Annotated in this window: 21 protein-coding genes; 15 read left to right on the forward strand and 6 right to left on the reverse strand. The window is 72.0% G+C overall.

What is annotated here, in order from left to right; translation table 11 throughout:
• The first annotated feature begins 182 nt into the window (after positions 1-182).
• The 7 genes from AB0G20_RS22155 to AB0G20_RS22185 all read left to right on the forward strand — a co-directional run bounded on the left by AB0G20_RS22155 (position 183) and on the right by AB0G20_RS22185 (position 5,820).
• Entirely contained in the window at positions 183-1,031 is an 849-nt protein-coding gene (locus tag AB0G20_RS22155; protein ID WP_361305081.1) for a RodZ domain-containing protein, read from the forward strand.
• A gap of 93 nt (positions 1,032-1,124) precedes the next feature.
• Positions 1,125-2,624 carry a 30S ribosomal protein S12 methylthiotransferase RimO gene (gene rimO, locus AB0G20_RS22160; protein WP_361305083.1) on the forward strand — a complete coding sequence of 500 codons (1,500 nt, stop codon included), beginning with the start codon at positions 1,125-1,127 and terminating at the stop codon, positions 2,622-2,624.
• The gene (gene pgsA / locus AB0G20_RS22165; protein WP_361305085.1) at positions 2,621-3,574 is read left to right on the forward strand and encodes a CDP-diacylglycerol--glycerol-3-phosphate 3-phosphatidyltransferase; all 954 of its coding nucleotides are present in this window, start codon (positions 2,621-2,623) and stop codon (positions 3,572-3,574) included. Before rimO ends, pgsA begins: the two co-directional genes overlap by 4 nt.
• The gene (locus tag AB0G20_RS22170) at positions 3,571-4,116 is read left to right on the forward strand and encodes a CinA family protein (protein ID WP_361305087.1); all 546 of its coding nucleotides are present in this window, start codon (positions 3,571-3,573) and stop codon (positions 4,114-4,116) included. The genes pgsA and AB0G20_RS22170 overlap by 4 nt, the downstream gene beginning before the upstream one ends.
• A gap of 109 nt (positions 4,117-4,225) precedes the next feature.
• A complete protein-coding gene (locus AB0G20_RS22175) occupies positions 4,226-4,606 on the forward strand; it encodes a helix-turn-helix transcriptional regulator (protein ID WP_003993396.1) in 381 nt (126 codons plus the stop codon).
• A gap of 250 nt (positions 4,607-4,856) precedes the next feature.
• Positions 4,857-5,327 (forward strand): DNA starvation/stationary phase protection protein, encoded by a 471-nt coding sequence (locus AB0G20_RS22180; protein ID WP_361305089.1) that lies wholly within the window; start codon positions 4,857-4,859, stop codon positions 5,325-5,327.
• A 199-nt stretch (positions 5,328-5,526) separates the two neighbouring features.
• Positions 5,527-5,820, forward strand: coding sequence for a hypothetical protein (locus tag AB0G20_RS22185; protein WP_361305091.1), 294 nt, complete (start codon positions 5,527-5,529; stop codon positions 5,818-5,820).
• Positions 5,821-6,108: 288 nt separating this feature from the next.
• Here the strand turns inward: AB0G20_RS22185 and AB0G20_RS22190 are convergent, their stop codons facing one another.
• Genes AB0G20_RS22190 through AB0G20_RS22200 form a run of 3 tightly spaced genes read right to left on the reverse strand, consistent with a single transcriptional unit; the run spans position 6,109 to position 12,703 of the window.
• Positions 6,109-6,873 carry an SDR family NAD(P)-dependent oxidoreductase gene (locus AB0G20_RS22190; protein ID WP_361305093.1) on the reverse strand — a complete coding sequence of 255 codons (765 nt, stop codon included), beginning with the start codon at positions 6,871-6,873 and terminating at the stop codon, positions 6,109-6,111.
• Between the two features lie 32 nt (positions 6,874-6,905).
• Positions 6,906-7,727 (reverse strand): DNA-formamidopyrimidine glycosylase family protein, encoded by an 822-nt coding sequence (locus AB0G20_RS22195; RefSeq protein WP_361305095.1) that lies wholly within the window; start codon positions 7,725-7,727, stop codon positions 6,906-6,908.
• Between the two features lie 59 nt (positions 7,728-7,786).
• Positions 7,787-12,703: an ATP-dependent helicase gene (locus AB0G20_RS22200; protein WP_361305097.1), complete on the reverse strand. Its 4,917-nt coding sequence runs from the start codon at positions 12,701-12,703 to the stop codon at positions 7,787-7,789.
• A 117-nt stretch (positions 12,704-12,820) separates the two neighbouring features.
• Here AB0G20_RS22200 and AB0G20_RS22205 point away from each other — a divergent pair, with 117 nt between their 5' ends.
• From AB0G20_RS22205 to AB0G20_RS22215, 3 genes are read left to right on the forward strand one after another with little or no spacing between them, the layout of a single operon-like run.
• Positions 12,821-13,651: an AraC family transcriptional regulator gene (locus tag AB0G20_RS22205; protein ID WP_361305099.1), complete on the forward strand. Its 831-nt coding sequence runs from the start codon at positions 12,821-12,823 to the stop codon at positions 13,649-13,651.
• 23 nt (positions 13,652-13,674) lie between these two features.
• The gene (locus tag AB0G20_RS22210) at positions 13,675-14,397 is read left to right on the forward strand and encodes an AzlC family ABC transporter permease (RefSeq protein WP_361305101.1); all 723 of its coding nucleotides are present in this window, start codon (positions 13,675-13,677) and stop codon (positions 14,395-14,397) included.
• Positions 14,394-14,705: an AzlD domain-containing protein gene (locus tag AB0G20_RS22215; protein ID WP_361305103.1), complete on the forward strand. Its 312-nt coding sequence runs from the start codon at positions 14,394-14,396 to the stop codon at positions 14,703-14,705. The genes AB0G20_RS22210 and AB0G20_RS22215 overlap by 4 nt, the downstream gene beginning before the upstream one ends.
• Here AB0G20_RS22215 and AB0G20_RS22220 read toward each other — a convergent pair whose 3' ends face one another.
• Positions 14,706-15,650 carry a hypothetical protein gene (locus tag AB0G20_RS22220; protein WP_361305105.1) on the reverse strand — a complete coding sequence of 315 codons (945 nt, stop codon included), beginning with the start codon at positions 15,648-15,650 and terminating at the stop codon, positions 14,706-14,708.
• 80 nt (positions 15,651-15,730) lie between these two features.
• Here AB0G20_RS22220 and AB0G20_RS22225 point away from each other — a divergent pair, with 80 nt between their 5' ends.
• The 5 genes from AB0G20_RS22225 (at position 15,731) to AB0G20_RS22245 (ending at position 20,236) form a co-directional block, all read left to right on the forward strand.
• Entirely contained in the window at positions 15,731-15,925 is a 195-nt protein-coding gene (locus AB0G20_RS22225) for a DUF3046 domain-containing protein (RefSeq protein WP_361305107.1), read from the forward strand.
• A 157-nt stretch (positions 15,926-16,082) separates the two neighbouring features.
• Positions 16,083-17,348 carry an AI-2E family transporter gene (locus AB0G20_RS22230; RefSeq protein ID WP_361305109.1) on the forward strand — a complete coding sequence of 422 codons (1,266 nt, stop codon included), beginning with the start codon at positions 16,083-16,085 and terminating at the stop codon, positions 17,346-17,348.
• A 377-nt stretch (positions 17,349-17,725) separates the two neighbouring features.
• The gene (recA, locus tag AB0G20_RS22235) at positions 17,726-18,850 is read left to right on the forward strand and encodes a recombinase RecA (RefSeq protein WP_361305111.1); all 1,125 of its coding nucleotides are present in this window, start codon (positions 17,726-17,728) and stop codon (positions 18,848-18,850) included.
• Positions 18,851-18,853: 3 nt separating this feature from the next.
• The gene (gene recX / locus AB0G20_RS22240; RefSeq protein ID WP_361305113.1) at positions 18,854-19,672 is read left to right on the forward strand and encodes a recombination regulator RecX; all 819 of its coding nucleotides are present in this window, start codon (positions 18,854-18,856) and stop codon (positions 19,670-19,672) included.
• 108 nt (positions 19,673-19,780) lie between these two features.
• Positions 19,781-20,236, forward strand: a complete 456-nt coding sequence (locus AB0G20_RS22245) for a GNAT family N-acetyltransferase (RefSeq protein ID WP_361305115.1) — start codon at positions 19,781-19,783, stop codon at positions 20,234-20,236.
• A gap of 111 nt (positions 20,237-20,347) precedes the next feature.
• Here AB0G20_RS22245 and AB0G20_RS22250 read toward each other — a convergent pair whose 3' ends face one another.
• Positions 20,348-20,770 carry a rhodanese-like domain-containing protein gene (locus AB0G20_RS22250; RefSeq protein WP_361305117.1) on the reverse strand — a complete coding sequence of 141 codons (423 nt, stop codon included), beginning with the start codon at positions 20,768-20,770 and terminating at the stop codon, positions 20,348-20,350.
• On the reverse strand, positions 20,767-21,303 hold the full coding sequence (locus AB0G20_RS22255; protein ID WP_361305119.1) for a cysteine dioxygenase: 537 nt from the start codon (positions 21,301-21,303) through the stop codon (positions 20,767-20,769). The genes AB0G20_RS22250 and AB0G20_RS22255 overlap by 4 nt, the downstream gene beginning before the upstream one ends.
• Between the last annotated feature and the right edge of the window lie 90 nt (positions 21,304-21,393).

The following is a 21,393-nucleotide window of genomic DNA, read 5'->3' on the forward strand; positions in this document are numbered from 1 at the left end:
GAGCAACCGTTTCCCATCGGCGTACGTCAAGTTGAGGGAAGCGACACCCTGCGACCCCACCATCGGAATGTCGGGCCATTCCGATGGCGTACAAAGTGACACCGCCCGGTTGCCCCACCCTTTTGGTACCCCCCTAGACTGAACTTCCAGCACAGGCGGCTACACGCTCGAAAGGCGCCCCCGTGTCCATCGGCAACTCCCCTGAAGACGAGCGTCCGTTCGAAAACGAGCACGTCGAACCCGACCGCGAGGAAGCCCGCCCCTCCATCGGCCGTGCCCTGCAGCAGGCTCGTATCGCCGCCGGGCTGACCGTCGACGACGTCAGTAGCGCCACCCGGGTCCGCATGAACATCGTGCACGCGATCGAGGCGGACGACTTCACCGCCTGCGGCGGGGACGTCTACGCCCGTGGGCACATCAGGACCCTGGCCAAGGCTGTCCACCTCGATCCCGAGCCGCTGCTCGCCCAGCACGGCGACGAGCACGGCGGGCGTCCGGCACCGACCCCGGCCGCTCCCCTCTTCGAGGCGGAACGTATCCGTCCGGAGCGGCGGGGTCCCAATTGGACCGCGGCCATGGTCGCCGCGATCGTCGCCGTGATCGGTTTCGTCGGCTTCACGATGTTCCAGGGCGGCGACGACAGCGGCAACGAGGCGAACGTGGCCGAGGGCTCCACGCCCAGCGACTCCGCCTCCCCGACCACCAAGACCAAGAAGCCCGCCGACCCCAAGCCCGAGTCGTCCGACAGCGCCATCGCGGCCGCGCCGCAGGACAAGGTGACGGTCCGGGTGGTCGCCGCCGACGGCCGCAGCTGGATCGCCGCCAAGGACCACAACGGACGGATGATCTTCGACGGCGTCCTCAAGCAGGGCGACACCAAGACCTTCCAGGACAGCTCGAAGGTCCAGCTCGTCCTCGGAGACGCCGGCGCGATCGACCTCTTCGTCAACGGCAAGAAGATCGAGGAGGACTTCCAGCCCGGGTCCGTCGAACGCCTGACGTACACGAAGGGCGACCCCGAGGCCGGGTGACCGGTCCGAAAGGTCCAGTTGATACGGGGTTGGCCGGGAAACGGCCAACCCCGTCGACGTGGGGTGTCAGCGGGACGAAGTAGTCTTGAGCCCATGCCTGAACGCCGTACCGTCGCACTGGTCACCCTTGGCTGCGCCCGTAACGAGGTGGACTCGGAGGAGCTCGCAGGCCGTTTGGAGGCGGACGGCTGGCAGCTCGTGGAGGACGCCGAGAACGCGGACGTCGCCGTCGTGAACACCTGCGGCTTCGTCGAAGCCGCCAAGAAGGACTCCGTCGACGCCCTCCTCGAAGCCAACGACCTCAAGGGACACGGCAGAACCCAGGCCGTCGTGGCGGTGGGCTGCATGGCCGAGCGGTACGGCAAGGAACTCGCCGAAGCACTGCCCGAGGCCGACGGCGTGCTCGGCTTCGACGACTACTCGGACATCTCCGACCGCCTCCAGACCATCCTCAACGGCGGCATCCACGCCTCGCACACCCCGCGCGACCGGCGCAAGCTGCTGCCGATCAGCCCGGCGGAGCGCCAGGAGTCGGCGGCCGAGGTCGCGCTGCCCGGGCACGGCCCGGCCGAGCCCGCCGTCGCGCCCGCGGATCTCCCGGAGGGCCTCGCTCCGGCCTCCGGTCCGCGCGCACCCCTGCGCCGCCGTCTGGACGGCTCCCCGGTCGCCTCCGTGAAGCTCGCCTCCGGCTGCGACCGCCGCTGCTCCTTCTGCGCCATCCCCTCCTTCCGCGGCTCCTTCATCTCCCGCCGTCCGAGCGACGTGCTGAACGAGACGCGGTGGCTTGCGGAGCAGGGCGTGAAGGAGATCATGCTGGTCTCCGAGAACAACACCTCCTACGGCAAGGACCTCGGCGACATCCGTCTGCTGGAGTCGCTGCTGCCCGAGCTCGCCGAAGTCGACGGCATCGAGCGCGTCCGCGTCAGCTACCTCCAGCCGGCCGAGATGCGGCCCGGCCTCATCGACGTGCTGACCTCGACCCCGAAGGTCGCGCCCTACTTCGACCTGTCCTTCCAGCACTCCGCGCCCGGCGTGCTGCGCGCGATGCGTCGCTTCGGCGACACCGACCGGTTCCTGGAGCTGCTCGACACCATCCGCAGCAAGGCGCCCGAGGCCGGTGTGCGCTCCAACTTCATCGTCGGCTTCCCCGGCGAGAGCGAGGCCGACCTCGCCGAGCTGGAGCGGTTCCTGAACGGCGCGCGGCTGGACGCCATCGGCGTCTTCGGCTACTCCGACGAGGAGGGCACCGAGGCGGCGACCTACGACGACAAGCTCGACGAGGACGTCGTCGCCGAGCGGCTGGCTCACATCTCGCGACTGGCCGAGGAACTCGTCTCGCAGCGAGCCGAGGACCGCGTCGGCCAGACCGTGCGGGTCCTCGTCGAGTCCGTCGACGAGGACGGCGTGTACGGCCGTGCGGAGCACCAGGCGCCCGAGACGGACGGCCAGGTGCTGCTCACGAGCGGCGCGGGTCTGCGCATCGGCCGTATGGTCGAGGCGAAGGTGGTCGGTACGGAGGGTGTCGACCTGGTGGCCGAGCCGCTGCAGGGCTCGCTCACGTCGCCTGCGTGGAGTGAGGAGGCGGGCAGATGACCGGTGTCCCGGCATCCGCGGCGGGAGGCTCCTCCGGCGCGAGGAGGGCAGCGGCCGGTGCGGCCGCTGCGGCCTCGGGGAAGGTTCCCGGGGCGGCGGTGGGGCGTGCGGCCGCGCGGTCGGCTGAAGGCGGGGCGTCCGGTGCGGCGTCCGACGCGGGTCATGGCGGGGTCTCCGGTGCGGGCCAGGATGCCGGGCCCGGTGAGGTGCATGGTCCGGCGTTCGTCATGGGCCATGGTTCGGTGCCCGTCGCGGATGGTGCCGGGGCTGTCGTCGATGAGGGCGCGCAGAGCGCCGGCGTCGACGACCAGGGCGACGGGAAGTCAGCGCGGGGCGGAAAGCTGGCGGCCGCGGCCGTCAACCAGGCCAGTGTCTGGAACATCGCCAACCTCCTGACCATGCTCCGGCTGGTCCTCGTACCGGCCTTCGTCGCGCTGATGCTCGCCGACGGTGGATACGACCCGGCGTGGCGGGCCCTCGCCTGGGCCGCCTTCGCCATCGCCATGATCACCGACCTGTTCGACGGTCACCTGGCGCGCAGGTACAACCTGGTCACGGACTTCGGGAAGATCGCCGACCCCATCGCCGACAAGGCGATCATGGGAACGGCGCTGATCTGCCTGTCCGCGCTGGACGATCTGCCCTGGTGGGTGACGGGCGTCATCCTCGGCCGGGAACTCGGCGTCACCCTGCTGCGTTTCTGGGTCATCCGGTACGGCGTCATTCCCGCCAGCCGCGGAGGCAAGCTGAAGACCCTCACCCAGGGCGTGGCCGTGGGCATGTACGTGCTGGCGCTGACGGGGTGGCTGGCCACCCTGAGGTGGTGGGTGATGGCCGCGGCGGTCGTGCTGACCGTGGTGACAGGCCTCGACTATGTAAAACAAGCCATTGTGCTGCGCAGGCAGGGAATCGCCGAGCGCAAGGCCGCGTTGGAGGAGAAGGAAGCGTGAGTTCCACGGCCACCGACGTGGTGAGACTACTCACGGTGAAGGGCGAGACGCTCGCCGTCGCGGAGTCGCTGACCGGTGGCCTCGTTGCGGCGGAGATCACATCCGTCCCCGGGGCGTCCAAGGTCTTCCGGGGCTCCGTGACCGCCTACGCCACCGACCTGAAGCACGACCTGCTCGACGTCGACGCCACCCTGCTGGCGGCGCGCGGGGCGGTGGATCCGCAGGTCGCAGCCCAGATGGCGGTCGGCGTTCGCAAGGCGCTCGGCACCGACTGGGGCATCGCGACCACCGGAGTCGCGGGTCCCGAGCCGCAGGACGGACAGGCCGTCGGCACGGTCTTCGTCGCCGTGGACGGACCCGTCGGAGCCGATTCCGGTTCTGCCGGCGGCGGAAAAGTGGAGGCTCTGCGGTTGAACGGCGACCGCGCGGAAATTCGTAGAGAGAGTGTACGGAGCGTACTCGCACTGCTCCTGAAGGAGCTTGCGGGCGAACAGACTGGGAATGAGCGGGCACAGGATACGGAACGGAACGGGGGGTTTTGATGTTTGCAGCCCTGAGTGAACACGACATCGCTCCCCGCACGGCCGCGGCGCAAGGCGGTACGGTGGGGCGTAATGGATGCGGCTACGCGGTCCGAGGAGGGAGCCACCGATGATTCTGCTCCGTCGCCTGCTGGGTGACGTGCTGCGTCGGCAGCGCCAGCGCCAGGGCCGTACTCTGCGCGAAGTCTCCTCGTCCGCCCGAGTCTCACTCGGCTATCTCTCCGAGGTGGAGCGGGGGCAGAAGGAGGCTTCCTCCGAGCTGCTCTCCGCCATCTGCGACGCGTTGGACGTACGGATGTCCGAGCTCATGCGGGAAGTGAGCGACGAGCTCGCCCTCGCCGAGCTGGCCCAGTCTGCTGCGGCCACCCCCAGCGAGCCTGTACCCACGCCGGTTCGCCCGATGCTGGGTTCCGTTTCGGTGACCGGTGTGCCACCGGAACGGGTGACCATCAAGGCGCCTGCCGAAGCGGTGGACGTCGTCGCCGCGTGAGGCTTCACGCCTGCGTTGCATGAGACAGGTGGTGCCGAACAGGCGCTGAGAAGTACAGGCGCTGAGAAGTGCTGAGGCCCCGGCCGGGCCGCTCCGGGAGATCCGGAGGGGTGCCGCCCGGGGTTTTCGCTTGCGTGGGGGCCGACAGGCGCCGCCTCGCGGAGGCAGTGTCGGATTTGTGTGCGTTTGCCGGTGTGGCGTGCGGCGGTCATCGTTGAAGGGATGGCGGGGGCAGTCCTCGGAGGTGCGGATGTACGTCGTGAAGAGCCCGTTGTCGGACGCGAGCCTGAAGACCGTGTCCGAGGCGCTGCAAGGTGCCCTTGTCGATCTGGTGGATCTCGCCCTCGTGGCGAAGCAGATTCACTGGAACGTGGTGGGGCAACGCTTCCGTTCCGTGCATCTCCAGCTCGACGAGGTCGTCGACACCGCGCGGAAGTACTCCGACACCGTGGCGGAGCGCGCCGCGGCCCTGGGGATCTCTCCTGACGGGCGTGCCGCGACGGTGGCCGTCGGCAGCGGGATCGGGGTGACCCCCGAAGGATGGGTCGACGACACGACCGCCGTGAGCACGCTCGTCGAGGCGCTGGGTGCGGTGATCGCGCGGATGCGGGAGCGGGTCGAGTCGACCGGGGAGCCGGATCCGGTGAGCCAGGACATCTTCATCGGGATCACGGCCGACCTGGAGAAGCATCACTGGATGTTCCAGGCCGAGAACGGGTGACGGAAGAGCGCGCGGGAGCAAGTGACGGGCCGGGCGAGAGTGCCGCCTCCGCTCGGCGCGGAGGGCTGCGCGGCGCGCGTCGGGTGCGCGTGCGCGGCCTGAGAGGCCTGTGCGGTGTGCGCGGTGCGCTCGTGTGCCTGTGGTGCGCCCTGTCCGCGGATCCGGGTGGCTGCATACCGTCGGGCTGGAGGTGGCGGCCATGGCGGGGATAGCGCGCTGGGGGAGCCGGAGCTGGGGGGTCCGTGGGGCCGTGCTCGGGCTGGGGGCGCTGTGGTGGTGGGCCGTGTTGCGGCTGGTGGCCGTACCTGAGGCGGGGGTGCTGGAGGCGGCGGTCGCGGCCGGGGGGTGGGGGCTGAGCGTGCTGCCCGTGCATTGCGTGCCCAAGCGGAGGGCGCGGGGGGTTGTGGGGGCGGGGCGGTGGCGGAGGATCTGGGGGGCCGGGGCCGGGGCCGGGGCTGGGGGTGCGGCGGGGGTGAAGTCGAGGGGAGCGTAGGGGCTTCGCTGCGGCGCTTGTTGCGTGAGGGGTGGTGGGCCAAGGGCGTGCCTCGGTTGGGTTGCGGGCTGGTCGGCCTGTGCGGGTGAGAGCGGTGGTCTTCGGGAACCGCGGCTGTCGGCCGCGTGCCCGGGTGTGTGTCGGCAGCCGGCGGCCCTGCCCGGATGGGCGCGTCGATCAGTCGGCGTCCAAGAGCGAGAGTCGCGGTGGTCGGCCGCGTGCCCTGAGTGGGATGCGGGGTCGGCGGGCCGGGGCCGGGGCTGTACGTCGTAGGTCGGCGGGGTCGGGTCACCACGGCATTGCCACGCCCCCGTTCGGGCGGAGGATCTGGCCCGTTGTGAAGGCCGAGGCGTCGGAGGCCAGGTGGAGGACCGCGTGGGCGATGTCCTCGGGCTCGCCGACGCGGCCCAGGGGTGACATGCGGGCCATGACGGACTCCGTGTGCGCCTGGGCCGCGCTGTCGTGGCGGTCGGTCATCGGTGTGCGGATCCAGCCCGGGGCGACCGCGTTGACGCGGATGCCGTGCCGGCCGACCTCCGTCGCGAGGGTCTTCGTCAGCTGGACCACCGCCGCCTTGGCCGCGCCGTAACAGAGCAGTCCGGGGCCGCCTGTGTCGACGGCGCCGGAGGCCATGGTGACGATGCTGCCCCGGGTGCCCTGGGCGATCATCAGGCGGGCGGCCTCCTGGCAGGCGTACAGGACTCCCTTGAAGTTGACGTTCAGTACCCGGTCGAGGTCCTCGTCCCGGGTCTCCAGCACGGGGCTGCTGTGCATGATCCCGGCGACCGCGGCCAGGGCGTCCAGGCGCTCGCAGGAGGCGAGGGCCTGCCTCAGCAGGGTCCGGTCGGTGACGTCGAGGGTGTGGGTGCGGGCGGTGCCGCCGCCGTCCTTGATCAGAGCCGCCGTGTCGTGCAGGCCATCGGCGTCGCGGTCCGCACAGTGCACGGTCGCGCCCGCCTCGGCGAGCAGGAGCGCCGAGGCGCGGCCGATGCCGCTCGCGGCGCCGGTGACGAACGCGGTGCGGCCGGTGAGGTCGTACGCCGTGACGGGCATACAGGGACCGTACGAGCGTTTCTGACGGGTCGTCAATTGGTGCGGTTGCGCCGGGTCGGGGTCGGGGCGGGGCCCGGCTGGCAGGTGGGGCACCAGTAGGTGGGGCGTTCGCGGGAGCCGTCGCCCTGGTCGGCTACGCGGATCGAGGTGCGGCAGCGCAGGCAGGGGCGGGGCGCCCGGCCGTAGACGAAGAGGTCCTGGCCGCGGCTGCCCGTCGTGCTGCGGATGGGGCGGTCGCGGTTGGCCTCCAGCAGCTTCTTGGCGAGCGCGGGCAGCTTCGCGGCGCGGTCGGCGGGCAGGTCGCCGGCCGGGAGCCAGGGGGTGACGCCGAGCAGGAAGCAGAGCTCGCTCTTGTAGACATTGCCGATGCCGGCGAGGTTGCGCTGGTCGAGCAGAGCCTCGCCCAGTTCGCGGGCGGGGTCCTGGAGGACGTTGGCGAGCGCCCGGTCGGGGTCCCAGTCGGGGCCCAGGAGGTCGGGGCCGAGGTGGCCGACCGCACGGTGCTCTTGGGTCGTGCGCAGGAGCTCCAGGACGGGAAGGCGGTAGCCGACGGCCGTGCGGTCGGTGGTGCCGAGGATTGCGCGGATCTGGTGCCCGGGGCCGCCGCTCCAGCGCTGGCCGTTCCCGTACACCTTCCAGGAGCCGTCCATCCGCAGATGGGAGTGCAGCGTCAGGCCGCCCTCGATACGGGTGAGGAGGTGCTTGCCACGCGGGGTGACGTCCAGGACCGTACGGCCCGTGAGGTCGGCCGTGGCGAAGCGGGGCACCCTGAGGTCGCTGCGGGTCAGCACCTTGCCCGCGAGGGCGTCGTGCAACCGCCTCGCGGCCTGCCAGACCGTGTCACCTTCGGGCATGGGTCAAGGGTGGCACGGCGGACGCGTGCCGCCCCGGAGCGGCTGTGGGTGGGTGGCGGTCAGGCGCGCAGGCGGAGCCCTCGGGGCGTCGCGATGAAGCCCGCTCCTTCCAGCAGGGTGCCGATGGGGGAGGTCAGGGCCTGGGCGCCGTTGATGCGCTCCACCGTGACCGTGCCGAGCGAGCCCGCGCGGGCTGCCGCGGCGAGGGCCTCCGCGGCGCTGCGCAGACGGGGATCGTCGGCGGGAACGCCGTCCTGGTCGGCGGCCCAGGCCAGCAGCGTCTTGCCACCGCGCTCCATGTAGAGCGTCAGCTCGCCGCCGACGAGCACCACCAGGGAGCCCGCTTTGCGGCCCGGCTTGTGCCCGGCGCCGGTCGGGGGCTCGGGCCAGGCCAGGGCGGCGCCGTATGCGTTCGCCGGATCGGCGGCGGCGAGGACGACGGCCTGGGAGGCACCGTCAGAGCGGGTACGGCGGCCCGGGAACCCCTGGTCGTACGCCGCGCGCCCGCCGTTCTGCCAGGGCGGGGCGGCCTGCGGGGCGTAGTCGCGGGGTGAGACCCACTCGCCCGGGGAGGGCTCAGGCGTGTCGTAGGGGGCGCCCAGGCCTGGGAAACCGTCGGGGCCGGGGTCGTCGGTGTGATCGTAAAGCGGGGCGGAGTCGTCCGGCCCGGCGAAGTCATGGGCCGGGAACGGATCGGGTTCGGAGCCGGGAGGCGGGCCGGGCAGGTCCTCGCCGCGGTCGCGGGAATTGGACACCGCGCGCAGGCGGTCCACCGCGCCGTCCATCGCGAACTGCGCGGCGCCGAGGCCCTCCACCACGTAGCCGCGGCGGGCCTGACCGCTCTCCTCGAAGACGGACAGAACGCGGTACGTCGCCGAGAAGCCGCCCTCGACGCCCTCCGCCGAGACCGCGCCCCTGGTGACCACGCCGTGCCGGTCGAGGAGCGTGCGGGCGAGGGCATGGGCCCGGACGGTGGGGTCCGGTTCGTGGGCCGGGAGCAGGGACCAGCGGCCGGCGACCGTCGGCGGGCCGGAGCGGGACGCGGTACGGGCCGCGGCCGTCAGGGAGCCATAGCGGCCGCGCGGGACCGAGCGCTTGGCGCGGTGGGCCGTGGAGCCCGCGGTGCGGCCCGAGCCCAGCAGCGAACGCATGGGCGTGAGCGTGTCGTTCGTCAGGCGGCCGGACCACGCCAGGTCCCAGAGGGCGTCGGCCAGCTGAGGATCGGCGGCCTCGGGGTGGGTGGTGGCGCGGACCTGGTCGGCGATCTGGCGGAAGAACAGGCCGTAGCCGCCGGAGAGGGTGTCCAGCACGGACTGGTGCAGCGCGGTCAGCTCCAGGGGGTGCGGGGGAGGCAGGAGCAGGGGGGCCGCGTCCGCCAGGTAGAGGGAGACCCAGCCGTCCTTGCCGGGGAGGGAGCCCGCCCCGGCCCAGACCACCTCTCCGGCGGCCGTGAGCTCGTCCAGCATCGCCGGGCTGTAGTTCACGACCCGGGACGGCAGCACCAGCTTCTCCAGGGCGGAGGCCGGCACGGACGCGCCCTGGACCTGCTCGATGGCCCGGACCAGCCCGTCGATGCCGCGCAGGGAGTGCCCCTTGCCGATGTGCTGCCACTGGGGGAGGAACTGGGCGAGCGCGGCCGGTGGCACCGGCTCCAGTTCGTGCCGCAGGGCGGCCAGGGAGCGGCGGCGCAATCGGCGCAGCACGGCGGCGTCGCACCACTCCTGGCCGATCCCCGCCGGGTGGAACTCGCCCTGGACGACCCGGCCCGCAGCGGCGAGCCGCTGGAGGGCGCCCTCGGTGACGGCGACGCCCAGGCCGAAGCGTGCGGCAGCCGTGGTCGAGGTGAACGGGCCGTGGGTGCGGGCGTAGCGCGCGAGGAGGTCGCCGAGCGGGTCCTTGACGGGCTCCGTGAAGGCTTCCGGGACGCCGACCGGCAGCGCTGTGCCCAGCGCGTCGCGCAGGCGGCCCGCGTCCTCGATCGCCGCCCAGTGGTCTCTGCCCGCGATCCGGACCCTGATGGCGCGGCGGGCGCCCGCCAGCTCCTGGGCCCACTGAGGTTCGGCGCCCCGCTCGGCCAGTTCCGCGTCCGTGAGCGGGCCGAGGAGGCGGAGGAGGTCCGCGACGCCCTCGGCGTCCTTGACGCGGCGGTCCTCGGTGCGCCACTGCAGCTCCCGCTCCAGCTCGGTCAGCACCTCCGCGTCCAGCAGCTCGCGCAGCTCCGCCTGGCCCAGCAGCTCGGCCAGCAGCCGGGAGTCAAGCGACAGGGCGGCGGCGCGGCGCTCGGCAAGCGGCGAGTCACCCTCGTACAGGAACTGGGCGACGTAGCCGAAGAGGAGGGAGCGCGCGAAGGGGGACGGTTCGGCAGTGGTGACTTCGACGAGGCGGACCTTGCGGGACTCCAGGTCGCCCATCAGCTCGACGAGGCCGGGGACGTCGAAGACGTCCTGGAGACACTCGCGGACCGCCTCCAGGACGATCGGGAACGAGCCGAACTCGCTCGCCACCTGCAGCAGCTGCGAGGCGCGCTGCCGCTGCTGCCACAGCGGGGTGCGCTTGCCCGGGTTGCGGCGCGGCAGCAGCAGCGCGCGGGCGGCGCACTCGCGGAAGCGGGAGGCGAACAGGGCGGAACTGCCCACCTGGTCGGTGACGACCTGGTCGACCTCGCCCTTGTCGAAGACGACGTCCGCCGCGCCCACAGGGGCCTGCTCGGCGTCGTACTCCCGGCCCATCTTGACCGGCTCCTGATCCAGCAGGTCCAGGCCCATCAGGTCGGCGTCCGGCAGGCGCAGCACGATGCCGTCGTCGGCGTGCATCACCTGGGCGTCCATGCCGTACCGCTCGGAGAGCTTGGCGCCGAGCGCGAGCGCCCAGGGGGCGTGCACCTGGGCGCCGAAGGGGGAGTGCACCACCACGCGCCAGTCGCCGAGCTCGTCGCGGAAGCGCTCCACGACGATCGTCCGGTCGTCCGGGATGTGGCCGCAGGCCTCGCGCTGCTCGTCCAGGTAGGAGAGCACGTTGTCCGCCGCCCAGGCGTCCAGGCCGGCGGCGAGCAGGCGCAGGCGGGCGTCGTCCTCGGGCAGCGACCCGACCTCGCGCAGGAACGCGCCCACCGCCCGGCCCAGTTCCAGCGGGCGGCCCAGCTGGTCGCCCTTCCAGAAAGGCAACCGGCCCGGTACGCCCGGGGCCGGGGAGACCAGGACGCGGTCGCGGGTGATGTCCTCGATGCGCCAGGAGCTGGTGCCGAGGGTGAAGACGTCGCCGACGCGGGACTCGTAGACCATCTCCTCGTCGAGCTCGCCGACCCGGCCGCCGCCCTTCTTGGGGTCGGCGCCCGCGAGGAAGACGCCGAAGAGACCTCGGTCGGGGATCGTGCCGCCGGAGGTGACGGCGAGGCGCTGCGCGCCGGGCCGGCCGGTGATCTCGCCGGTGACCCGGTCCCAGACCACGCGCGGGCGCAGCTCCGCGAACGCGTCGGACGGGTAGCGGCCCGCCAGCATGTCGAGGACCGCCGTGAAGGCCGACTCGGGCAGCGAGGCGAAGGGGGCGGCCCGGCGGACCGCGGCGAGGAGATCGTCGAACTGCCACGTGTCCAGGGCCGTCATGGCGACCACCTGCTGGGCCAGGACGTCCAGCGGGTTGGCGGGGACCCTGAGGGACTCGATGGAGCCGGTGCGCATGCGCTCGGTGACCACCGCCGCCTGCACCAGGTCGCCGCGGTACTTCGGGAAGACCACGCCGGTGGAGACCGCGCCCACCTGGTGGCCCGCCCGGCCCACGCGCTGCAGGCCGGAGGCGACGGAGGGCGGCGACTCCACCTGCACGACCAGATCCACCGCGCCCATGTCGATGCCCAGTTCGAGACTGGAGGTGGCCACGACCGCGGGCAGGCGCCCAGCCTTGAGGTCCTCCTCGACCAGGGCGCGCTGCTCCTTGGACACCGAGCCGTGGTGGGCACGGGCGATGACCTGGGGGGCGCCCTGGGCTGCTCCCGAGCCGCCCATGAGCTCGGCGGGCGAGTGGTGCTCGTCGAGGGTCTCGCCCGTGGCGCGTTCGTACGCGATCTCGTTCAGGCGGTTGCAGAGGCGCTCCGCGAGGCGGCGCGAGTTCGCGAAGACGATCGTGGAGCGGTGGGACTGGACGAGGTCGGCGATCCGCTCCTCCACATGCGGCCAGATGGACGGGCGCTCGGCGCCCTCCTGGCCGTCCGCCACCGGGGAGCCGCCCAGCTCGCCCAGATCCTCGACCGGGACGACCACGGACAGGTCGAACTCCTTGCCCGACTCCGGCTGGACGATCTCCACCTTGCGGCGAGGCGAGAGGAAACGGGCCACCTCGTCCACCGGGCGGACCGTCGCGGAGAGGCCGATCCGGCGGGCGGGCCTCGGGAGGAGGTCGTCCAGCCGCTCCAGGGAGAGCGCGAGATGAGCGCCGCGCTTGGTGCCGGCAACCGCGTGCACCTCGTCGAGGATCACCGTCTCCACACCCGCCAGCGCGTCGCGCGTGGCCGACGTCAGCATCAGGAACAGCGATTCCGGGGTCGTGATCAGGATGTCCGGCGGGCGGGTCGACAGGGCGCGGCGCTCGGCAGCCGGGGTGTCGCCCGAGCGGATGCCCACCTTGACCTCGGGCTCGGGCAGGCCGAGGCGCACCGACTCCTGGCGGATGCCGGTCAGCGGGCTGCGCAGGTTGCGCTCGACGTCCACCGCCAGGGCCTTCAGCGGGGAGACGTACAGGACGCGGCAGCGCTTCTTGGGGTCCGCGGGGGGAGGCGCCGAGGCCAGCTGGTCCAGAGCGGCCAGGAAGGCGGCAAGCGTCTTGCCGGAGCCGGTGGGGGCTACGACCAGCACGTCCGAGCCCTCGTGGATGGCCTGCCACGCACCGGCCTGGGCCGCGGTGGGCGCGGAGAAGGCACCCGTGAACCAGGCGCGGGTCGCGGGGGAGAAGCCGTCCAGGGCTCGGTGCGCATTGCTGGGCATGCGTCCATCGTGCACCTCGGCACTGACAACGGGCCTCGCCGCCTCGCGGCCTGCCGTTTCGCCGCCGGACGGGCCGGGGCGGCACCGCGTCGTCCACCCGCCGCGGACAATGGTCGTATGAACGAGCGCGCACGGCATTGGCAGTACGACGAGCTGCCCGGGGTCGATCTGCTGCGGGCCCGGTACGTGCGCAAGACGTTCGTGCGGCACACGCACGAGAACTTCGTGATCGCCGCGATCGCCGACGGAGTGGAGGTGTTCCACCACGGCGGGGGCGACCAGTACGCCGGGGCCGGGGCGCTCGCGCTGGTCAATCCGGATACGCCGCACACCGGGCGGGCCGGAGTGCCCGAGGGGTGGCGCTACGGGGCCGTGTACCCGTCGGTCGACGTGGTGGCCGAGATCGCGGCCGAGACGACGACGCTGCGGGGCACACCCGGGTTCGTCAGCCCGGTGATGGACGATCCGTACGCCGTCGGTCTGGTGCACCAGGTGCTGCGGGCCGCCGACGAGGGCAACGCGCTGGCCGCGGACACACTGCTGCGGGTCGCCGTGACCAGGCTGCTGCGGCTGAACGGCGGGCCCATGCCGCAGCGGGAGGTACGCACGGCGGGAGCCCGGATCGCGGCACGCGCGCGTGGTGTGCTGGAAGAGCGGATGGCACAGCCGCCGACCCTGGAGCAACTGGCGGCCGATCTCGGGACCAGCCCGTTCGCCTTGCTGCGGGCCTTCAGGGACGTCTACGGCATGCCGCCGCACGCCTGGCTCACGGACGCGCGCGTACGCCGGGCGCGACAGCTGCTGGACATGGGGACGGCGCCCTCGGAGGTCGCCCTGGCCGTCGGTTTCACCGACCAGCCGCATCTCAACCGGCACTTCAGCCGGATGGTCGGCGTGCCCCCGGGGGCGTACCAGCGGGAGCGCAAGAACGTACAAGACCTGCGGTAGCCGCTGCCCGTAGCGTGCGGCGCGTGGCAGATCGGACAGCTCTCAGAGATACGGAAAATGTCGGGAAGGCGGACCGGGCCGTCGTACGCGACGCCCTGGGTGTCGGGGTGGCCGTCGGGCTGTCCGGGTTCGCCTTCGGAGTGACCTCGGCCGGCAGCGGACTCACGCTGCTGCAGACGTGCGCGCTCAGTCTTCTGGTGTTCACCGGGGCGTCCCAGTTCGCCCTGGTGGGGGCCCTCGCGGCCGGGGGCAGCCCGTTCACCGCCGCCGCCGGGGCCTTCTTCCTGGGCGTGCGGAACGCCTTCTACGGCCTGCGTCTGTCGCAGTTGCTGGCCCTCCCGCGCGCGGTGCGGCCGTTCGCCGCCCAGTGGGTGATCGACGAGACGGCCGCCGTCGCCCTCGCCCAGCCCACCCGGCGTGCCGCGCGACTCGGGTTCGCCGTGACCGGGCTGAGCCTCTACATCCTGTGGAACCTCACCACACTGCTCGGTGCCCTGGGCGCCGAGGCCATCGGGGACACCGACGCGTGGGGCCTGGACGCCGCCGGGCCCGCGGTGTTTCTCGCGCTGCTCGCGCCGATGCTGAAGACCGGCACCGAGCGGGCCGTAGCCGGGCTCGCCGTACTGCTCGGGCTCGGACTGCTGCCCGTGCTGCCCGCCGGGGTGCCGGTGCTGCTGGCCGCGCTGGCGGCGCCGGCCGTGCTGTGGGCGGACGGCCGGCGCAGGGGACAGGGGGACGTGCGGTGAACATCTGGATCGCGATCGGGGCGACCGTCCTCGGGTGCTACGCCGTCAAGCTGGCCGGGCTCCTGGTGCCCGCAGGGGCCCTGGAGCGGCCCGTCGTCAAACGCCTCGCCGCGCTGCTGCCTGTCGCGCTGCTCGCGGCCCTCACCGCCCAGCAGACCTTCGCCGACGGGCAGACGCTGGTGCTGGACGCGCGGGCCGCCGGACTCGCCGCCGCGGCCGTGGCGCTGCTGCTGCGTGCCCCGTTCCTGCTCGTCGTCGCCGCGGCCGTGCTGGTGACCGCGGGGGTGCGGGCCATCGGGGCGGGATGATCAGTCGATGGCGCGGCCGTACGCGCTGAGCACGCGCAGAGCCTCGATCGTCACCAGCGGGCGTGCCTCCAGGGCGGGGGCCGGGGCCCAGTGGCGCCACCGGACGGGCCAGCCGCCGTCCTCCTGCTGCTGGGCCGCCAGGTGGTCCAGGGAGCGGCCCATCTCGTCGTCCGTGAACCACGCGCGAGCGAGCGAGCGCGGCGTCCGCGCGTAGTCGTACGGGAAGTGGTGCTCCCCCGGGGCGTAGCCGGGAGACACCGGATACGCGTCCAGGCCGTCGGGGTCGAGGGCCGCGAGGCGCTGTTGGCGGACCAGGCGGCCGAGACGGTCGGCGGCCGCCTCCGCACGCGGACGATCGGGGGCGGCGTCCAGGAAGGCCACGGCGGCCTCGATCTCGTACGGGTGCGACTTCTCCAGGGACTCGACCGCCTGCCAGCAGAAGTCCGTGGCCCGGAACAGCCAGGCGTGCCACACCTCGTTGCGGTGCAGCAGCCCCACCACCGGCCCGGTGGCCAGGAGGTCGCTGGGCGGGTCGTCCACCACCGTCACGAAGGGGGCCGTGGGGTAGTCGCGCTGGCTGGGGTGGATCGCCGGGAGGGCGCCGTCGGGAGTGGAGACGGACGTCAGGTAGCGGCACAGGCGTTCCACGCGCTGGCCGGCGCAGCGTCCGACAGCGTCCAGGACACGCAGGGCGTGCGCGGTGTGCAGCGGCTGGCTGACCGGGCCGCGCAGATCGGGCTCCAGCGCGTGGCCGTATCCGCCGTCGTCGTTGCGGTAGGCGTCCAGGGCGGTTTCCACCGGGTCGGCGGCGGCGCCCCGGAAGTGGTGGGCGAAGCGGCGCTGCTCGAGCACGCGCGCGGTGAGCCAGACGAAACGCTCCGCGCGCGTGACGGGGCTGTGCGGCGGGGGCGTCGGGGGGAGTTCGGTAGCTCCTGATTCGGCCATGGGTCAGACCGTAGGGCGCGAAGCGGCGCCGGCAGGCGGTCCCGGCTCAGGCCCACCCTCAGGGGCGGGATACTGGAGGCATGCGGTTGACGGTCTTCTGGCAGCGGATGGCGGAGCATTTCGGTTCCGGTTACGCCGAAACCTTCGCGCGCGACCACGTGATGTCCGAGCTGGGCGGGCGCACGGTCCACGAGGCGCTGGCGGCGGGCTGGGACGCCAAGGAGGTCTGGCAGGTGGTCTGCTCGGTGATGGATGTGCCCCGGGAGAGGCGCTGACCGTTGCCGATGAGCTGCGCAGACCGCCGGCCGGCAAGGTCGGCCGACCTCGGAGGCCACGGGCCGCACCGGCCGGGCCGGCCTCGGACGTCGTTGACCGGGCACGAAGATCGCAGGCGGGCAGACGGCTGTCGGTGGCGTGGGCCAGACTTGGACCGTGGCACCCACTGACGAGACCGGGCAGGCAGCCCAGCAGTCCCCAGCTTCCGGTACGACGCCGCCCGTCCGGCCTCCGGTCGGCGGGGCCGGGGCGAACGGCCGTATGCCGCGCTGGCTGCCCCGCGCCATGGTGCTCGCGCTCGCCCTCGTCGCCGTGTTCCAGTTGGGCAGCTGGGCCTTCCACCAGCTCACCGGCCTGCTGATCAACATCCTCATCGCGTTCTTCCTGGCGCTCGCCATAGAGCCCGCGGTGAGCTGGATGGCCTCGCGCGGCATGCGCAGGGGGTTTGCCGCGTTCATCGTCTTCATCGGCGTGATGATCGTGTCGGCCGGTTTCGTCACCCTGCTCGGCTCCGTCCTCGCGGACCAGATCATCAAACTGATCGAGGGCTTCCCCGAGTACCTCGACTCCGTCATCAACTGGATCAACACGCACTTCAAGACCGACCTGAAGCGCGTCGACATCCAGGAGGGCCTGCTCCGCTCCGACTGGCTGCGCAACTACGTCCAGAACAGCGCCACGGGCGTCCTGGACGTGTCCGCCCAGGTCATCGGGGGTCTCTTCCAGCTGCTCACGGTCGCCCTGTTCTCGTTCTACTTCGCCGCGGACGGCCCGCGACTGCGCCGCGCGATCTGCTCGGTCCTGCCGCCCGCCCGCCAGGCCGAGGTGCTGCGCGCGTGGGAGATCGCCGTGAACAAGACCGGCGGCTACATCTACTCCCGCGGCCTGATGGCACTGATCTCCGGCGCGGCGCACTTCGTCCTGCTCCAGGCCCTGGACGTGCCCTACGCGCCCGTGCTCGCCGTGTGGGTGGGCCTGGTGTCGCAGTTCATCCCCACGATCGGCACGTATCTCGCGGGCGCCCTGCCCATGCTGATCGCGTTCACGGTGGATCCCTGGTACGCGCTGTGGGTGCTGGTCTTCGTCGTGATCTACCAGCAGTTCGAGAACTACGTGCTGCAGCCCAAGCTGACCTCCAAGACCGTCGACATCCACCCCGCCGTCGCCTTCGGCTCGGTCGTCGCCGGCACCGCCCTCCTCGGCGCCGTCGGGGCGCTGATCGCCATCCCCGCCATCGCCACCCTTCAGGCCTTCCTGGGGGCGTATGTGAAGCGCTACGACGTCACGGACGACCCCCGGGTGCACGGCCACCGGCGACGGGGAGAGGGACCGGGCCTGCTCACACGGGCGAGGGGACTGTGGGAACGGCGCCGGGAGGCGGAGCGGCCGCAGGGCCGGGGGCCCGGGCAGAGCTCCTCCTGATCTCGTCGCCGACAGGTCGAGCGGCAGCCGGGCAGGGGCGGCCGGCGATGGTGCGCACCACTGGGTGGGATGCCGTCGACCGTGACCGGAGGCGTGGAGTCGGCCGCTGAGGGAAGGCCAACAGCGGGGCGCCGGGACACGGGACGGGAGGCGTCGGCCCGGTCCCGGGAGTGCCGCGTGGTGCGCTTGACACGAAAATCGAACATCCATTCTTATGGAGGCACCGGCGAGGCTCAACGAAGGGCATTTCGACGTACTTTGGGTAGAGAAATGCCCGAGTTATCCACAGGCCGGACGTGCGTCGGGGCGCATTGTCAGTGGCAGGCGTTAGCGTCTTTGACGTGAAGCGATCGACTCAAGCAAATCGGGTGGAACCCATGGCAGGAACCGACCGCGAGAAGGCCCTGGATGCCGCACTCGCACAGATTGAACGGCAATTCGGCAAGGGCGCGGTCATGCGCATGGGCGACCGGACCAATGAGCCCATCGAGGTCATCTCGACCGGGTCCACCGCCCTGGACGTGGCCCTCGGCGTGGGCGGCCTGCCCCGCGGCCGTGTCGTCGAGATCTACGGACCGGAATCCTCCGGTAAGACCACCCTGACCCTGCACGCGGTGGCGAACGCGCAGAAGGCCGGAGGCCAGGTCGCCTTCGTCGACGCGGAGCACGCACTCGACCCCGAGTACGCGAAGAAGCTCGGCGTCGACATCGACAACCTCATCCTCTCCCAGCCGGACAACGGCGAGCAGGCCCTGGAGATCGTGGACATGCTGGTCCGCTCCGGTGCCCTCGACCTCATCGTCATCGACTCCGTCGCCGCGCTCGTCCCTCGCGCGGAGATCGAGGGCGAGATGGGTGACAGCCACGTCGGTCTGCAGGCCCGTCTCATGAGCCAGGCCCTGCGGAAGATCACCAGCGCGCTCAACCAGTCCAAGACCACCGCGATCTTCATCAACCAGCTCCGCGAGAAGATCGGCGTGATGTTCGGCTCCCCGGAGACCACGACCGGTGGCCGGGCGCTGAAGTTCTACGCCTCGGTGCGCATCGACATCCGCCGCATCGAGACCCTGAAGGACGGCACGGACGCGGTCGGCAACCGCACCCGCTGCAAGGTCGTCAAGAACAAGGTCGCCCCGCCCTTCAAGCAGGCCGAGTTCGACATCCTCTACGGCCACGGCATCAGCCGCGAGGGCGGCCTGATCGACATGGGTGTGGAGCATGGCTTCGTCCGCAAGGCCGGCGCCTGGTACACGTACGAGGGCGACCAGCTCGGCCAGGGCAAGGAGAACGCGCGCAACTTCCTGAAGGACAACCCCGACCTGGCCAACGAGATCGAGAAGAAGATCAAGGAGAAGCTGGGCGTCGGCGTGCGTCCCGAGGAGCCGGCCGCCGAGCCGGGCACGGACGCCGCGGTCTCCGCGCCGGCCGACGCGGCGCCTGCCGTCCCCGCTCCCGCACCGGCCAAGACGGCCAAGTCCAAGGCCGCCGCAGCCAAGAGCTGACCCGTGACACGGCGAACCGACTGGGCGGAGTACGAGTACGCGGCTTCCGGTGTCCCACGGGGGAGGGGCACCGGAGGCGACACCAGCTCAGCCGTGGACGGGGTGGACGGCCCCGGGGACACGCCACACGAGGGCGACCGGCTGTACGGGGACGTGGACGACACCGGCCCGCACGGGGGCGGCTCACCCAGAGGCGGCTCGCGTGACGGCGGGCCGCGCGGCAGGCGCGGTCGTCGTCGGCGTGACTTCGGTGAGGCGGCGGCTGATGCCGAGGACGGAGGTGCCCCCTCCTCGTCGAGGGCCGAGCAGGAGGCGCCTCCAGGGGACCCGGTGGAGCGGGCTCGGGCGATCTGCCTGCGCCTGCTCACCGGGACCCCGCGGACCCGCAAGCAACTCGCCGACGCCCTGCGCAAGCGGCAGATCCCGGACGAGGCGGCCGAGGAGGTGCTGTCGAGGTTCGAAGAGGTCGGCCTCATCAACGACGGTGCCTTCGCGGACGCCTGGGTGGAGTCCCGCCACCACGGCAGAGGGCTGGCCCGGCGCGCGCTCGCCCGGGAGCTGCGGACCAAGGGCGTCGACTCCACGCTGATCGACGAGGCCGTCTCCCAGCTCGACTCCGAGCAGGAAGAGGAGACCGCGCGAGAACTCGTCGCGCGCAAGCTCCGCTCCACCCGCGGACTCGACCGCGACAAACGGCTCCGCCGCCTCGCGGGCATGCTCGCCCGCAAGGGCTACCCCGAGGGCATGTCCCTGCGGGTGGTCCGGCAAGCGCTGGAGGAGGAGGGGGAGGACACGGAGTTCCTGGGGGACGAGGGGGCCTGAGGGGCTGTGCCGCTGACGCGGGCGAGCTCTGAGGGGACTGCAGTCGCATGTGTTTGAACGAGCAACTGCTGCGGCGTGTGCGGGCTGCGCCCGTCCTAGGCTCAGTGCATGAAGATCAATGTGCGGTCAGCGGCTGAGGCGGACGTGTCAGCGCTGCTGGCTCTGTACGGCGAGTTGAATCCGGACGATGCGCCGTTGCCTCGGGCGTCCGCAGATGCCATCTGGGCAGCCATAGCAAGGCAGGAAGGGCGTACGGTCCTGGTGGCTGACGTCGGCGGCACTGTGGCCGGGACGGCGGACTGCATCGTCATGCCGAACCTCACGCGCGGTGGCCGGGCCATCCTGTTCGTGGAGAACGTCGTGGTGGCCGGCTCCTTCCAACGGCGCGGTGTCGGCCGTCAGCTGATGGAGGCTGCCGTTCGGCTGGGTGAGTCGACGGGCTGCTACAAAGTCCAGCTGCTGGCGGCGGACGACGAATACGTTCACACCTTCTACGAAGCATGCGGCTTCCATGCCCTGGCAGAGGGTTTCCGCCGCTACATCCCATCGAGCGGGGGCGCGTGACCGAAGGCCGGAGTGGCTTCAGGGGCCTCAGATGGCGAGGCCAACAGCTGACGCTCCTGCGTTGAGGGCCGGGGCCCGCAGGACCAGCCCCCTCGCAGCCACCCCCGGAGCTCACTCCACCGGCAACCCCGCCCCCCGCCAAGCCTGGAAGCCCCCGACCAGATCCGTGGCCCGGTGCAGTCCCAGCTGGTGCAAGGATTGGGCCGCCAGACTGGACGCGTAGCCCTCGTTGCAGATCACGACGATGCGCAGGGCGTGGCTCGTGGCCTCGGGGAGGTGGTGACTGCCCTGGGGGTCGAGGCGCCATTCCAGTTCGTTGCGCTCGACCACGTGGGCGCCGGGGATGAGCCCGTCCCGTTCGCGCAGGGCGGCGTAGCGGATGTCGACCAGGAGCGCGTCACCGGCCTGGGCAGCCTCGTACGCCTCCTGCGGTTCGATCCGCTCGTAGCCCGTCCGGACCCGCTCCAGCAACTCGTCGATGCCGACGGGCGGTTGGGTGTCGCGGCTCGTCGGCCCGGGTGTGGGGGCGCTCACTGCCAGTCCTCCGGTCGCTCGACCTGCTCGAGTCGCAGGATCGGACCGCTGCGGCTGTAGCGGCGGATCTGCGGCAGGGGCGGGTAGTAGGCGTGGACGGAGATCGCGTGCCGGTCGGTGGACTCGTTGAGCACCTCGTGGACGTGGTGCCGGCCGAAGGCGCGGCCCTGACCGGCCCCCAGCCGGCGTTCCCGGTCCACGTCCTCGGACAGTTCCAGGGTCTTCCAGCCGTCGGTGGGCAGCCGCGCGGCGAGCGAGTTCTCCTTGAGTTCGCCCGACGCGGTCAGGAAGGCGCCGACCGAGTCGGCGTGGTCGTGCCAGCCGGTGCCCGTGCCGGGCGGCCAGCCGATCAGCCAGGCCTCACTGCCGCCGGGCCCCTCCAGCCGCACCCACGTACGGCCCTCCGGGTCGAGCGGCAGGGAGTCGATCAGCTCGGTGTCGGCGGCCGTGCGCCGGACGAAGTCGTAGAGGTCGGCCTGGCTGGGAGCCGGACCGGCGGAGACAGAGGGGGTCGCAGAAGGGGATACAGACACGGGTGCCGTCCTGAAGGTCCTGATGAGGGTTCGCGGGCAAGGCGCGGCAGCCGGCAGACAGGGCGCGGCGCGCGCATAGGGAAGAGGAAT

Origin of the sequence: Streptomyces sp. NPDC024017 (assembly GCF_040638895.1) — a bacterium.
Classification (GTDB): domain Bacteria; phylum Actinomycetota; class Actinomycetes; order Streptomycetales; family Streptomycetaceae; genus Streptomyces.